The organism is Enterobacter sp. SES19, assembly GCF_011765665.1.
GTDB classification, from domain to species: domain Bacteria; phylum Pseudomonadota; class Gammaproteobacteria; order Enterobacterales; family Enterobacteriaceae; genus Enterobacter; species Enterobacter pseudoroggenkampii.
The window spans coordinates 2158798-2173748 of record NZ_CP050320.1; the positions used below are offsets into that span (position 1 = coordinate 2158798).

Genomic DNA, 14951 nt, shown 5'->3' on the forward strand with positions numbered 1-14951 from the left:
GAAAAACAAAGGACTGAAAAAAAGAATAGAGGCTATTCCTGTCGATAACCCAGGAATAGCCTGTCTGACCTACAGTAATGACTCCAGTTTTTGTCGTGCCTGGCTTGTTAGCCGCTTAATGCCCAACGATCGGGAGATCTCTGCAATTTGGTTCTCACCTTTAATACTCAACACCAATGCGCGTAACTCTTCAGCAGGGATGGCATCAATCTGGCGAATATCATTTTCTGTCGCAGGCAAACGGAACGTATTCCAGTCTGCCTGCTGAGTTGTTGACTGCCATACAAAATTTTCACCAAAATGATCTGTCGCAACATGATAGTGCTGATCCACCAACTCCATCACTCTTTCCCGAATTAGTCTGCCAGCACGATTGAAACCGTGTACGCGTGCAATGCGCTGTACCAAAGTCGTTTCCAGCAGTGGAGATTCAGCTTTCACCACTGAGTCGATGAGTCCTCTCAGCGTTTCGTCATATCCACCGATGTAGAAGCGTTCGGCATCAACTCTGTTGTTCCATTCTTGCAGGTCATTAACGATGTATTTAGCGCCCTGAGCGAGCAGGGTAATTTCCAGGGTCGATGATGAGGCGTATTTGAGCTCTGGCACAGCGGTCTCTGCGCTATCGTCGTCTTCAGGCTCTTTGCTCGGTTGCTTTATCACTTCTACAGAAGCGGAGATCTCTCCATCGTTGGCACCTTGCATTTTGAAGGTAGTTAAGGGGAGATCATCCGACTCTGCAACCGCAGTTCTTTCAACGTTAATATCAGCAGATTGTTCTGCTTCATCTGCGCGCATTGCATCAGTAGCTCTGGAATCCTCAAGCAGATTGCGAATGGCCGAATCAAGTCGCTCAAGCGCACCTTCTTTATCAATCCACCACTCCGTTGACCATAGGCGTAATAATTTCCATCCCAAGCCTTGCAGAATAGCGCTGCGAACTTTATCACGATCGCGGGCTGTTGCAGCACTATGATAGGTGGCACCGTCACATTCAACGCCGACCAGGTAATCACCCGGTTTATCCGGATGAACGATCCCCAGGTCAATACGGAAACGGGATACGCCTATTTGCGGAACAACATGCCAGCCTTTCCTTCTCAGGCCATTAGCAACAGCTTCTTCAAAAGGTGAGTCATAGCCGCCAACCGATCCACGAACAGCCTGCGCCAATGCTACCGGGCCCCTTTGAGCAAATTCTATGAAATGCTTAAGGTCGGCGACAGCACGTGCGCTGGTTCGATTGAGATCGATCATCGAAGAGTCAAATGAGGTAAATACCATCATCTCCTGGCGCGCACGCGTGACGGCAACATTCAGGCGTCGCCAGCCTCCTTCACGATTGAGTGGACCAAAACTCATAGACATCGTATTGGCACCGGGTTCGGTAGGGCCGAACCCTATACCGAGCATAATTAGATCACGCTCATCGCCCTGAACTGTCTCAAGGTTTTTAACCACCACGGGTTCATCAAGCTCTTGCTGAAAGAAGGGCTCGATTGCTGGATGTTGCTGACGGGCTCTATCCAGCAAGTCATTGATCAGCTTTTGTTGTTCAGTGTTCAAGGTAATAATGCCAATTGACTTACCTGAAGCAACAAATTTTTTATCAGTTAGACGTTTTACGGTCTCTGCGACAATGGCTTCGGCTTCGGCTTGATTGTGACGACCTTTACCTTTCGAATAAACGCCTGCGACCTTGCACCACTGAACAGCACTCTGTCGTGTTTCTGACGCAGGGAAGGTGATCAGGTTGCCATCATAATAACGATGGTTAGAGAAGGTGATCAAACTTTCATGCCGACTACGGTAGTGCCAACTCAGACTATGATTGTATAACCCGGCGGCAAGGCATTCATCCAAAATGCTTTCCATATCCTCTTCCACATCATCGTCGACATCACTTGCCCCTCGATTGAAGAAACTGGTTGGCGGCATCTGACGTGGATCGCCAGCCACGACAACTTGTTTACCACGAGCCATTGCGCCAATGGCGTCCCAAGGGGAAATCTGTGATGCTTCATCAAAGATTACTAGATCAAACAAAGCTTGGCTGGAAGGCAAAAATTGAGCTACGGAAAGAGGGCTCATAAGCATGCAAGGTGCTAGTTTAGACATTGCATCACCCATCTCTGCGGCCATTTGCCGTACAGGCTTATGACGACGAGATTTTTGTAATTCATGTTTCAGTAAGGCAAAACCTCCCTGTTTGGCTATTTCATTTTTTGCGGGGATTACGCCGCACAGACGAGCTCGAATATAACGAACTGTTAGCTTTGCCAGTCGATCGGTATGCTGGCGATAGGCCTCAATATCACTCATATGTTCGGCAGGAACAAAATTATGGAGTAGTGGTTCCGCATCAATGACCCAGGAGGCGAACCAGCGACAGTAGGCTGTTTCGAAAATCTCTAAGGCACTTGTTTCTGAGGTATCAAGGCTAGCAAGCTCATCCAGCATGGGCATCATCCCCTGTGAAATAGCTTCCTCTCGCACGCGACTCCAGTCACTCCATGCTTTCAGTGCGGATGAATTCTGTATTATGTTTTGCGCACAGTTCCGCAATGTGGGGATCGATGGATTTTCTTCTTGCGTTTTTATCAGGCCACAGAAGGTTGTTTTGGCTTCGCTAAACCCGATAAGTGCAGTACGGAGGCTCTGGCAAGAATTCGCAACTATACCGGTCGCCCCCAGCAAATCATTGCCATCAATAACTAGGGTTTTAACGGCATTGCGAATCCGTGCAAGTTGTTGTGGTGAGGACGCTAATGTGCCGAGTTTGTTGCGGATCTCTTCTGCAAGTGTCAGTGTCGTTGCTAAGTTTTCGCAATCTGTTTCCAGACTGTTCCAGCCCGGGAGGGTTGCCGTCTCGCTACTTATCGCAGATAGTCGTTGTGACAACGGCTGTAGCAGATCAATAACAGGTAAATCGGCAGCCAAATCCGGTGCTGAACTGAGAGCATGTTGCTGCATTACTCCCTGTATAACTTTTTTGCGCGCGCTGTTGGCAAAGAACCAGAATTTTTTACCCGCTTGTGTTAGTGCTTGACGGATTTGCGGCACATTGATGTGCTGCCAGCTATCTGCAGGATAGTTAACTGACAACTGTTCTTTGATGTTTGTTATCTCCTGAAGCAGAGCGATTGCAGTATGGCCTGCCTGAATGCGAGTTGCCGCATCGGGAGTGAACATAAAACTGAGATCGATTCCACTGGCTTTGGTCAGGAGTTCACAAAAAGCGAGCAGTTGTGCCAGTTTTGCTGGCTCTTTGCTATCCAATTCAATTCCACTTGTCTCGAGTAGCGTATCAGCCGCATGCTCCAGGTCTTCTATTTTTCCAGGTAGTGCTTTCGCGCTGACAATAAGTGATGACTGCCATCCGTTCGTCCAGTCTGTTTGTGCAATAGCGGCAAAATGTTCACCGTGTTGTTGAAAAGCAGCACGGTTAAGCTCTAGGCGTCTGGCTATCAGCCGGAAATATTCCATTTGTTCTGCTGTATGCAGCGTATCAGCTGGCCATGTAAATCGCGGTGTCGCTGCACTGGCATCTTTTATGACTCGACCCATTGCATAATGTAGCGTTAAACCATTAGACCAACGTTTATGAAGCAAACGAACAACGTCATTAAGTTTGTCACGAAGAGTTTGCAACTTGCTTGCTTCCTCATCCCATTCTTGGGTGGTCAGCACGTCTCTCACATCCCACGCGCGTTCAAGTTGCTTTAGAAAATCCATTTTCGAGGTTTTACTGGAGTGTAACTCTAGGCAAAACTCACCTAATCCTTGTGCCTCCAACCTGCGGTAAACGACATCCAGAGCGGCTTTTTTTTCAGCCACAAACAGCACACGTCTGCCCAGTGCAAGGTTGTGCGCAATCATATTGGCTATAGTTTGCGACTTGCCTGTCCCGGGCGGTCCGTCAAGCACAAAGTCGCGACCTTTTGCGGACGCCACTACTGCTGCAACTTGCGAGGAGTCTGCAGGTAATGGCAAAAAAAGCTCCTGTGTTCCTATTTCGTTATCCAGTTCATCGACATCTATGATTTCACCGCTCTTTTCCAACGTGGCATTTTCCTGCCCACGCTCAACCAGGTATTTAACCAGCGGGCTTTCCATCAGTTGCGGTGTGCGGTCGACGAGATCCTTCCACATTAGATATTTGGCGAATGAAAAGGTACCGATCACGACATCGCGAGTGACCTCAAAGCCTGGAATATCACGGACTGCGCGGCGTATAACATTCCATATACCATCAACATCTATACCGCTTTCATCGGTTGGTAACTCGCCATCTAGCCCGTTGATTGTTAGCGCGAAATCGTTTCGCAGTAGCTCGAGTAGAGTCAGATTGAAGCGAGGTTCTTCTTCCAGCAAACGCATCGTCACGCCAGAGAGCGCACTTTTCCGATCCAACTGAATGGGCAGAAGAATGAGTGGAGCGAAATAACTTTTAGGGTCATCGGCAGCCTTTTTCCATTTAAGGAAACCGACCGCCAGGAACAGTGTATTGGCACCGCCTTCTTCGAGGTCACTTTTGGATTTGCGATAGAGATCAATTAGAGAAGATTCCAGGCGTTCTTTTTCAAGAGAGGAGACAACTTCGCCACGTTCCAGCGCATTTTGTGCATACTCATCACGTAAGTTCTCATGCGTCTGTTGCTGGTATAATTCTGCGTCTCGACCGCCCGTTTCGAGATTTGGCAAAGAAACAATACGCAGACGCTTACCTTCCGCAAGTTTATCTTCAAGCATCCCGGGGTTAGCACATAATAATCGGATGCCTTTAGCGCTTTCCGGCAAATGTAATAGGCGGTTCCGGGTTGTTAAATCTAACAATTTTCGTTGCCATTGGACCAGTCGGCTTGTTACACCTTTTTCATCTGCGATGTCGAGCTCAATATCAAATGAAGGTAGCTGCGGCGCATCTTCAAATCCATGAGAAATAATCTGTTCCGTATCCTCACTCTGACCAGTCGCACCTAATGTTCCCAGTGCTAATGGGCGAATTTTTTGCATTCGTGCGCGGCGTACATCAATGGCGGCGTAGAATTTTTTTTCTGTCAGATGCTGTAAAGCCTCTACGGAAGCTTGAGTAAATGATGCTGGGTGCGCTTGTGTTGCCAGTGTCGTTTCAAATACGACCATCTCTTTTAAATCGATTCGTTTACGTACGGCTGAGACATCTTCGGTAACAAGTTGCGCAAACTCTTGCGGTTGTAACCACAGGCCGACAAAAGCATGACCTTCCGTTAACAAGACCAGTGGGTTTAGGCCGAGTTGTTCTAGAGCGGATGCAAATAGGAGTGTGGTATCCAAACACGTGGCAATCCTTGCTTCAACGATGGTTCCGGGTGTTCGAATCTTCTGGCCGTTGTGTTCGAAGCTGGCAGGGGGAAGCGCATAACTGATATTCATGTTACAAATGGCAGTCCACAGGGCGGAGGCTATCTCCCAGACCCGAGTTCTGGATTTGCTTTCGTAACCATCCAGGGCTTCTCTTTTCCCTGCGCTACGAAGTACATCTGATGTGGCTTTGAGCAGACGATCAATCGCAGGGTCGTTAGGCGTAATGAAAGATGGCAACAATTCAACCATCGCATCGCCGCCCCATTCATTTTTTGCCAGGGCTTCAAGCGGATAATTAACTGTAAAAAGTTCATCCTCTCCCTGACGTAAACACAATGTAATTTCGCACACCACGCTTTCAGTCAACTCAGCCAGCCATTTTGCATCAAGCTTAATATCGCGATCACGGATATCGAGTGTGGAATGAGGAAGCAAGCGATCAATTTTCCACTGTTTTGCTTCCAGCACTGCAGGTGTTGTCTGCAAATGCAATGTTAAGTCCTGGTACATTTGATCAGATTCGTTATGTAGTACCAGTTCGCGTAACAGAGGAACTGCATTTTGATGTGAGGTGAATCCCAGCTTATGGGCGACACTGACAGATATCTTTAGGCTCATAAAATTCCGTCTCCAATGAGAATATAATACTCAGGCTATGTTTATTGATGGAGCAACCCGGTGTAGGACAGATCCTGCTGAATGGGGCTACCAGGCCAACTTTTAGTCGACATGATACATACCCTTAAAAATTGTTTTGATGCTTTATACGATAAAGGATTAAAGACGCCTAAGCCACATGAAACTTAAGATTTATCCGCAGTTCACAAGGATCTGTTAGCGATTTAAGCAATAAGATTGCGGATTGTTCCAGCTTCGATAATCCAGTTATTGGCAGGATAAAGAGGGTAATCATCCCCTCGCGGGATATATTCATTAAAAATGAACGGTTAAATATTACCAGGATATTTTCTCTACGTGATATTTGTCTATGTATGATGACTAAAATACTTACTGTGAGCCGATATTTCTCATTTGTCTGTCATCACATCGGTGGTCATCGCAGAAAACGACTTGGGTACATCGGGTAATTGGAAGCACTATAAAACTACTGATAACGTTAGAGTTAAGAGTACTGAACATTCGTGTCTTCAGAGTGTAATGTGCTTTTAAATAACTGACTAAACCAGGTTTACGTCGCCTCTATTGCACCCAGCCGTTACGTGCGCAGCGACCATTGGCAGACTGCTCTCAGAGGAGTTATGCGACGGTCAGAGCGATGAAATCCCGCAATGCTACCGGCCATCCCGCTTTAGCGTGTTAGAGGGCTGAAACAAGGTTCCTGATCTTTTCAGCCTTTTCAAAATGGTCCAGTTTCATCTCCATAATCCACCAGTGTGCCACTTCCATAAGCAGTTCAGGATCGTCGTTTTTATTAGCAAAAAAAGCATAAAACGAAAGCCCAACATCGCTTCCCTTAGAGGCGATTTTTGAATCACAGATCCTGATGATTTTTTCCTTCATTGCTTGCCGCACGTCATCTCCTTTACGCTTTTCATGTTCTGGCTAAAAAAGCCGCAAGCATATGTCTGCTTACGGCTTCCGGATCGGTGATGATGTTCTGACGATCAGGCCGCTTTCACAGCCCTGATTTTTTTCGTGTCAGCCGCATCGGATTCTGTTTTATCCGCAGCAGTTGGAGCGTTGAGCTCGGGAAGCTTGCTGGTGCGCAGAATATGCTGCACGGTCTCTTTCTGCTCGGCGAGATACAGGCCAAGATTTTCAGCCTGCGTTTCATCCATCTGCATTCCGCTTTGCAACAGCCAGTCGGTGAACGCGTCTGCCATATCGAGCAGCTTGTCGTGAGCGTCAGCCTCTTTCTTACTGGCAAATGTCATTTTCTCTTCACCTTTTCTAACGACAACAAATTTTGTTTCAACAGCCATTATGCGCACCTCATACTGTAATTATATACAGTATAACAGTTCCGGATTAATGTTGCAGCTAAAAATTGCTCACATTTTAGCGGGCAGGGGGCTCATTCGAAAAGCGTGCGCTGATCGCGTCACGTTCATAGCCCTGCGGCTGCGTCAGTATCTGGTATAAATCAGGGCGGCGACCATGGATCCAGCGGCGTCCGGTGCTCATAGCAAGCAGGCTTAAATCCAGCTCAGCGCTCACCATCGCATCTTCAGCCGCCCAGGTCTCATTCACGATCCTGCCATAGGGGTCGAGGATCATCGCATTGCCTGTGCGCACTTCGTCATCATCGGCACCGACACCGTTGCTGAAGAGAAGAAATAACCCGTTGTCATGCGCGCGAGCAGGCAGCCAGCGCATTAGCCATTCCCGACCGCCTGGCCCTTTGAATGCCGCGGTAATTTCTTCCTTGCGCGCTTCCCGCTCTTCCCAAAGCGCCAGCGGAATAGGCTTCATCCCGTGAGGGCTGCGGGAGTCGGTACCGCCAGTTTGATGCGGTGCGAGAAGAATATCGGCACCCAGCAGCGCCGTCGCGCGCACGTTTTCGACAAGATTATTGTCCCAGCAAATCAGGATACCGACCTTCACGCCCCACGGCGTATCAAAGACGGTAAAGCTGTCCCCGCTGCTGATGGCCGGATGTTCAAATGCATGGAGTTTACGATGCGTATGCATTGAGCCATCCGGCATACAGGCAACATACGCATTGTAGAAGCGGCCATCGTCGGCGCGTTCAATAAGCCCGGCGCCAATCAGCATTTGATGTTTTATCGCCAGGGAGCGTATTAGCGTCAGGGAAGGGCTGTCGGCAACCGGCTCTGCCAGCGCAGACACCTCCGCAGCACTGAGCTTAGGGACATGCCAGTAACCGGTGATGCACATTTCAGGGAAAGTGAGAATGTTCACCTGCTCAAGCGCCGCCTGTTCAATAAATTTCTCCATTATCAGGAGATTGTATTTTTTGTTACTGGCCTGATGCTGAAACTGTACGGTTGCCGCCTTTAAGGATGTCAGTTCGTTCATGTTGCGTCTCCGGTTGTCATCGAGACTGAATTACATAACGATTGCCGATAACTGTATAATCAAATCATTTCCTAATTCGATAACCATCTGGAATGTAAAAATGAACACCCGGTTGCTAAAGGCCTTTTTGATACTGGCTGAAAAAGGAAATTATGCCGATGCGGCGCGGGCGCTGTTTATCTCGCAGCCGGCATTGACCAAACAGATTAATCTCCTCGAATCCCTGGTGAAGATGTCGCTTTTTTCACGAGGTCGTCACGGCGCAATACTGACGGCCAGCGGCAGGCGTTTGCTGCCAGAGGCTGAAAAAGTGGTCAGGCAGACCCGGCAATTTATGCAGCATGCTGAGCGGGTATCAAAAGGCGTGGAGGGGCATATCGCCGTCGGGTTCGGACTCTCAAGCTTTTATCTGGCGCCACGCTGTATCGCTGACTTTCGTCGAGACTATCCGGAAGTAGAGATGTCATTGACGGATCTGCCTTCCTTCCAGCAGTATGAGCGATTGCAAAATGATGAGCTACAGGTCGGTTTTGTCAGGGTTCCTCCCCCCGTGGCGCTTGAATACCTGCCGTTATTTACCGATCGGCTGGTTCTGGTTACGCCCGCCGCGTCGCCAGCAATGTCTGCTGCAAAGTGGCTCACGAAACGCCCTCTGTTGCGGCTGTATGATGAGCGAGGGCGGGGTTTAAACGCGCAGATTGACCGCTTCCTGCATGACAACGGTCTTTTCATCTCTTCGACTCAGCTGACTGACGATATCCAAACTATCGTCGCGATGGTGGTTGCGGGTATCGGCGTGGCCATTTTGCCCACCAGCGTGACGCATATCGCGCCGCCGGAGCTGGCGATTATTCCGCTAACGGGGGAGTCAATCAGCTGGGAGGTGGGTATTGCCTGGGACGCAAGCAGGGAGGATGTCATCCGTGACAATTTCATTGCTAGCGTAGCTGCTGCGTTTCCGGGCCACCCATGCTCCGCCGCCATGCCCCAGGCGCCTGACCATACTGACGCTTAAAGCTGCGGTTGAAAGACTGCTGGGAGTCAAAGCCAAGTGCTATCGCCACGTTCAGAATCGGTTCATCGCTGCTGGTTAAGCGCTCAACCGATTTTTGCAGCTTTTGCGCGCGAATATACCCTGCGAGGGGATAGCCCGTATGCTCTTTGAACAGGCGCTGGAGGTGCCATTTTGAGTAGCCGGAACGCTTGGCGACGGACTCAATGTCCAGACGGCTATCCAGGTTGTTGTCGATCCAGTCGAGTAAATCATGCATAAATGCGCCAGTGTTCATCTGGTTACCCCCACGCAGCGGATGAAAAAGTATCTTTGTCTGTTGCATTTAAAGGTGGCGCGTTTTTGCAGTAATTGCAAGTTTTATTGTTGCATTTAAATCCCTGACCGAAACGGGTCTTTTCACATCCACTCAAATAGCACATAAAGTGCAACAATTATTCTTGCACTTAGTTAAGCGCCTTCCTACAATCGCCGCGAATAGTGTATTCGCAACTGTTACAGTTTTGTGGCGATGAACGACACAAATGGCCTTAAGACAGCCCCCGGACAAAGGAAGTGGCGCGGTGCCTCCTGCTGCGTCTTGCCCGGTGGCGACAATTATCGGAATAAAAATAATGAGCCTGCAAAAAACCTGGGGTAATTCTCATCTGAGCGCGCTGGGGGCCATGTTGCTCTCCGTGCTGCTCGTCGGATGCGATAACAGCGTCGCGCAAAATGCCGCGCCACCTGCGCCTGCCGTGAGTGCCGCTGACGTGGTGGTGAAATCGATTAGCCAGTGGGATAGCTTTAACGGCCGGATTGAAGCGGTGGAGAGCGTTCAGCTGCGCCCGCGCGTGTCCGGCTACATTGATAAGGTGAATTACACCGACGGCCAGGAAGTGAAGAAGGGCGAGGTGCTGTTCACCATTGATGACCGTACCTATCGCGCCGCGCTGGAACAGGCGCAGGCGAACCTGGCGAGGGCCAAAACGCAGGCCAGCCTCGCGCAAAGTGAGGCTAACCGTACCGATAAGCTGGTCAATACCAACGTTGTCTCCCGTGAAGAGTGGGAGCAGCGTCGCTCGGCTGCCGTTCAGGCGCAGGCCGACATTCGCGCCGCGCAGGCGGCGGTTGACGCAGCCCAGCTCAACCTGGACTTCACCAAAGTGACCGCGCCTATCGATGGTCGCGCCAGCCGGGCGCTGATCACCAGCGGCAACCTGGTGACTGCGGGCGATACCGCCAGCGTCCTCACCACGCTGGTCTCGCAGAAGACGGTGTACGTCTACTTTGACGTGGACGAGTCAACCTACCTTCACTATCAAAACCTGGCCCGCAGCGGGCAGGGGGCGTCCAGCAATCACACGGCGCTGCCGGTTGAGATTGGCCTGACGGGCGAGGAGGGCTATCCCCATCAGGGCAAAGTGGATTTCCTGGATAACCAGCTCACGCCGAGCACCGGGACCATCCGCATGCGCGCGCTGCTGGATAACTCACAGCGTCAGTTCACGCCGGGACTGTTTGCCCGCGTACGCCTGCCGGGCAGCGCGGAGTTCAAAGCTACGCTTATCGACGACAAGGCGGTGCTGACCGATCAGGATCGTAAATACGTCTATATCGTGGATAAAGAGGGGAAAGCGCAACGTCGCGACATTACGCCGGGTCGTCTGGCAGACGGTTTACGCATCGTGCGGCAGGGGCTGAACCCTGGCGACAAAGTCATCGTCGAGGGTTTACAGAAAGTGTTTATGCCGGGTATGCCGGTAAACGCCAAAACCGTTGCCATGACCGCCAGCGCCGCCCTCAACTGATCCCTTGACCTGAGAATCCAACCCATGGACTTTTCCCGCTTTTTTATCGACAGGCCGATCTTTGCTGCCGTCCTATCGATTCTGATTTTTATCACAGGGTTAATCGCCATCCCGCTGCTGCCGGTGAGCGAATACCCTGACGTCGTGCCGCCAAGCGTGCAGGTGCGCGCCGAGTACCCGGGCGCCAACCCGAAAGTGATTGCCGAGACCGTGGCGACGCCGCTGGAAGAGGCGATCAACGGCGTTGAGAACATGATGTACATGAAATCCGTCGCGGGCTCGGACGGCGTGCTGGTGACCACCGTGACCTTCCGTCCGGGGACTGACCCGGATCAGGCGCAGGTTCAGGTGCAGAACCGCGTCGCGCAGGCCGAAGCGCGTCTGCCGGAGGACGTGCGGCGTCTGGGCATTACCACCCAGAAGCAGTCGCCCACGCTGACGCTGGTGGTGCATCTGTTTTCGCCAAACGGTAAGTACGATTCGCTGTATATGCGCAACTACGCCACGCTGAAGGTGAAGGATGAGCTGGCGCGCCTGCCCGGCGTCGGCCAGATCCAGATTTTCGGCTCCGGTGAGTACGCGATGCGCGTCTGGCTGGACCCTAATAAAGTGGCGGCGCGCGGGCTGACCGCCTCGGACGTGGTCACGGCGATGCAGGAGCAAAACGTACAGGTCTCCGCCGGTCAGCTTGGCGCCGAGCCGCTGCCGAAAGAGAGCGACTTCCTGATCTCCATTAACGCCCAGGGGCGCCTGCATACCGAAGAAGAGTTTGGCAATATTGTCCTGAAAACAACGCAGGATGGTACGGTCGTCCGCCTGCGCGACGTGGCGCGGATTGAAATGGGCTCCGGGAGCTATGCCCTGCGTTCCCAGCTGAACAATAAAGACGCGGTCGGGATTGGTATCTTCCAGTCGCCGGGGGCGAACGCCATCGATCTGTCTAACGCGGTGCGCGCGAAAATGGACGAACTGTCGACGCGCTTCCCGGCGGACATGAAGTGGGCGGCACCTTACGATCCGACGGTCTTCGTGCGTGATTCGATCCGTGCGGTGGTGCAAACGCTGCTGGAAGCCGTGGTGCTGGTCGTGCTGGTGGTGATTCTGTTCCTGCAAACCTGGCGCGCGTCGATCATTCCGCTGATCGCGGTGCCGGTGTCGGTGGTGGGTACTTTCAGCATTCTCTACCTGCTGGGCTTCTCGCTGAATACCCTCAGCCTGTTCGGCTTGGTGCTCGCCATCGGTATCGTGGTGGATGACGCCATCGTGGTGGTGGAAAACGTTGAGCGAAATATCGAAGAGGGGCTTGCGCCGCTTGCGGCCGCGCACCAGGCGATGCGTGAAGTGTCCGGGCCGATTATCGCGATTGCGCTGGTGCTGTGCGCGGTGTTTGTGCCGATGGCGTTTCTGTCGGGCGTTACCGGCCAGTTCTACAAGCAGTTTGCGGTGACGATCGCGATATCGACGGTGATTTCAGCGATTAACTCGCTGACGCTCTCTCCGGCGCTGGCGGCACTGCTGTTAAAGCCCCACGGCGCGCCGAAAGATTTCCCGACCCGGCTTATCGACCGTCTGTTCGGCTGGATTTTCCGTCCGTTTAACCGCTTTTTCCTCCGCAGCTCAAACGGCTATCAGGGGCTGGTGGGCAAAACGCTGGGACGACGCGGCGCGGTATTCGTGGTTTATCTGCTGCTGCTTTGTGCCGCAGGCGTCATGTTTAAAGCGGTACCCGGCGGGTTTATTCCGACGCAGGACAAGCTTTACCTGATCGGCGGCGTGAAAATGCCGGAAGGCTCCTCGCTGGCCCGCACCGATGCGGTGATCCGCAAAATGAGCGAAATCGGGATGAATACCGAAGGCGTGGATTATGCGGTCGCGTTTCCGGGGCTAAATGCGCTGCAGTTCACCAATACGCCGAATACCGGGACGGTCTTCTTCGGCCTGAAGCCGTTCGACCAGCGTAAACATTCCGCGGCGGAAATTAACGCGGAAATTAACGCGAAAATCGCGCAAATCCAGCAGGGCTTTGGCTTCTCTATTCTGCCGCCGCCGATTTTAGGGCTGGGTCAGGGGTCGGGCTATTCCCTGTACATTCAGGATCGCGGTGGTCTGGGCTATGGCGCGCTGCAAAACGCGGTGAACACCATGTCCGGTGCAATCATGCAGACGCCGGGGATGCATTTCCCGATCTCAACCTACCAGGCTAACGTGCCGCAGCTGGACGTCCAGGTTGACCGCGACAAGGCGAAAGCGCAGGGCGTGTCGCTGACCGATCTTTTCGGGACGCTGCAAACCTATCTGGGCTCGTCGTACGTCAATGACTTCAACCAGTTCGGACGAACCTGGCGCGTGATGGCGCAGGCTGACGGGCAGTTCCGCGACAGCGTGGAAGATATTGCGAATCTGCGTACCCGCAACAGCCAGGGCGAAATGGTGCCGATTGGCAGTATGGTGAACATCACGACCACCTACGGGCCCGATCCGGTGATCCGTTACAACGGCTACCCGGCGGCGGACCTGATTGGCGATGCCGACCCGCGCGTGCTCTCATCTGCACAGGCGATGACGCAGCTGGACGCGATGTCTAAGCAGATCCTGCCGAACGGGATGAACATTGAATGGACGGATCTGAGCTTCCAGCAGGCCACCCAGGGCAACACGGCGCTGATCGTCTTCCCGGTCGCGGTGCTGCTGGCGTTCCTTGTCCTGGCGGCGCTGTATGAAAGCTGGACGCTGCCGCTGGCGGTGATCCTCATCGTGCCGATGACGATGCTTTCCGCGCTGTTTGGCGTCTGGCTGACCGGGGGCGATAACAACGTCTTCGTGCAGGTAGGGCTGGTGGTGCTGATGGGGCTGGCCTGTAAAAACGCCATTCTTATCGTGGAATTTGCCCGCGAGCTGGAAATTCAGGGCAAAGGCATCATGGAGGCCGCGCTGGAGGCGTGCCGCCTGCGTTTACGCCCGATTGTGATGACCTCCATCGCCTTTATTGCCGGGACCATTCCGCTGATCCTCGGCCACGGCGCGGGTGCGGAAGTACGCGGCGTCACCGGGATCACGGTATTCTCCGGTATGTTGGGGGTGACGCTGTTTGGTCTGTTCCTGACGCCGGTGTTCTACGTGACGCTGCGTAAGTTCGTCACGCGCGGCAAAAAAGAGGAAAGGGACGTGCTGCCCGCGTAGGGATGTTGCTGATAATAAAAAACCGCCTTCACAGTGAAGGCGGTTTTTTTTCGCATCAGGAAAACGTTATGACGTTTTTTGATACTGGGCAATGAGATCGGGGAGCGGATCCCATCCGCTGCTGTCGGCGTTTTTAACCGCTTCCAGGGCGCTAGCCACGGTATGGCGCTCCAGTACCGCTAACGACGCCTGCTCAGCCTCTTCGGAAATCGATTTAAAGTACCAGCAGGCGTTAGCGCTGACCACGCAGCGGGCCGGTACGTCAGGGCGCGACGCCCACAGTTTTTTATCTTCGATGACCGAAAGGTAGATGTCGCGCAGGGTGATCTCTTCCGGCGGGCGACCAAGATGAATGGAGCCGTTACGGCCAAGCGTTGAGACGATAATGCCGTCTCGCGTCAGCGGAACCATCAATTTGCGGATGAAACTCGGGTTTGCTTCCAGACCGTAGGCCAGAATCGCGCTTGTCGAACGTTCACCCAATTGCTCCGCCATCGCTACGCTGAGAACCATCTGCAAAGCTGTCGGGAAGCGGTAATCTAACATTTCTCTGTCCTGGGTTGCGGTGAATCTTGTTCTTTTTGGCACCGCAGAGGTGAATAAGCAATAAACAACAATATAAC

At 52.4% G+C, this 14951-nt stretch carries 9 protein-coding genes; 3 read left to right on the forward strand and 6 right to left on the reverse strand.

Features of this window, described 5'->3' with window-relative positions; all coding sequences use genetic code 11:
- Window positions 1-69: 69 nt before the first annotated feature.
- The 4 genes from GXP72_RS10305 to GXP72_RS10320 form a co-directional block, all read right to left on the reverse strand.
- Window positions 70-5964 carry a DUF3320 domain-containing protein gene (locus GXP72_RS10305; protein WP_208763815.1) on the reverse strand — a complete coding sequence of 1965 codons (5895 nt, stop codon included), beginning with the start codon at window positions 5962-5964 and terminating at the stop codon, window positions 70-72.
- A 699-nt stretch (window positions 5965-6663) separates the two neighbouring features.
- The gene (locus GXP72_RS10310; RefSeq protein ID WP_090417165.1) at window positions 6664-6879 is read right to left on the reverse strand and encodes a DUF6500 family protein; all 216 of its coding nucleotides are present in this window, start codon (window positions 6877-6879) and stop codon (window positions 6664-6666) included.
- A 92-nt stretch (window positions 6880-6971) separates the two neighbouring features.
- On the reverse strand, window positions 6972-7289 hold the full coding sequence (locus GXP72_RS10315) for a YebG family protein (protein ID WP_208763816.1): 318 nt from the start codon (window positions 7287-7289) through the stop codon (window positions 6972-6974).
- A gap of 76 nt (window positions 7290-7365) precedes the next feature.
- Window positions 7366-8346, reverse strand: a complete 981-nt coding sequence (locus GXP72_RS10320) for a nitrilase family protein (protein WP_208763817.1) — start codon at window positions 8344-8346, stop codon at window positions 7366-7368.
- Between the two features lie 100 nt (window positions 8347-8446).
- On the opposite strand from GXP72_RS10320, the gene GXP72_RS10325 reads away from it, so the two are divergent.
- Window positions 8447-9361: a LysR family transcriptional regulator gene (locus GXP72_RS10325; RefSeq protein WP_244319946.1), complete on the forward strand. Its 915-nt coding sequence runs from the start codon at window positions 8447-8449 to the stop codon at window positions 9359-9361.
- Here GXP72_RS10325 and GXP72_RS10330 read toward each other — a convergent pair.
- Window positions 9285-9635, reverse strand: a complete 351-nt coding sequence (locus GXP72_RS10330; RefSeq protein ID WP_208763818.1) for a helix-turn-helix domain-containing protein — start codon at window positions 9633-9635, stop codon at window positions 9285-9287. The genes GXP72_RS10325 and GXP72_RS10330 overlap by 77 nt on opposite strands.
- A 337-nt stretch (window positions 9636-9972) precedes the next feature.
- Here GXP72_RS10330 and GXP72_RS10335 point away from each other — a divergent pair, with 337 nt between their 5' ends.
- Complete coding sequence (locus GXP72_RS10335; protein WP_208763819.1) at window positions 9973-11148, forward strand: efflux RND transporter periplasmic adaptor subunit; 1176 nt, start codon at window positions 9973-9975, stop codon at window positions 11146-11148.
- Window positions 11149-11172: 24 nt separating this feature from the next.
- Window positions 11173-14328, forward strand: coding sequence for a multidrug efflux RND transporter permease subunit OqxB (gene oqxB / locus GXP72_RS10340; protein WP_021241210.1), 3156 nt, complete (start codon window positions 11173-11175; stop codon window positions 14326-14328).
- Between the two features lie 66 nt (window positions 14329-14394).
- On the opposite strand, the gene GXP72_RS10345 is transcribed toward oqxB, so the two are convergent.
- Entirely contained in the window at window positions 14395-14874 is a 480-nt protein-coding gene (locus GXP72_RS10345) for an Rrf2 family transcriptional regulator (RefSeq protein ID WP_008502426.1), read from the reverse strand.
- Window positions 14875-14951 lie beyond the last annotated feature (77 nt).

Bases quoted from the DNA above. Each gene is read 5' to 3' on its own strand.
- GXP72_RS10325 (WP_244319946.1), top strand. From the start codon at position 8,447: ATGAACACCCGGTTGCTAAAGGCCTTTTTGATACTGGCTGAAAAAGGA.
- GXP72_RS10330 (WP_208763818.1), bottom strand. From the start codon at position 9,635: ATGAACACTGGCGCATTTATGCATGATTTACTCGACTGGATCGACAAC.
- oqxB (WP_021241210.1), top strand. From the start codon at position 11,173: ATGGACTTTTCCCGCTTTTTTATCGACAGGCCGATCTTTGCTGCCGTC.
- GXP72_RS10345 (WP_008502426.1), bottom strand. From the start codon at position 14,874: ATGTTAGATTACCGCTTCCCGACAGCTTTGCAGATGGTTCTCAGCGTA.
- GXP72_RS10305 (WP_208763815.1), bottom strand. From the start codon at position 5,964: ATGAGCCTAAAGATATCTGTCAGTGTCGCCCATAAGCTGGGATTCACC.
- GXP72_RS10335 (WP_208763819.1), top strand. From the start codon at position 9,973: ATGAGCCTGCAAAAAACCTGGGGTAATTCTCATCTGAGCGCGCTGGGG.
- GXP72_RS10320 (WP_208763817.1), bottom strand. From the start codon at position 8,346: ATGAACGAACTGACATCCTTAAAGGCGGCAACCGTACAGTTTCAGCAT.
- GXP72_RS10315 (WP_208763816.1), bottom strand. From the start codon at position 7,289: ATGGCTGTTGAAACAAAATTTGTTGTCGTTAGAAAAGGTGAAGAGAAA.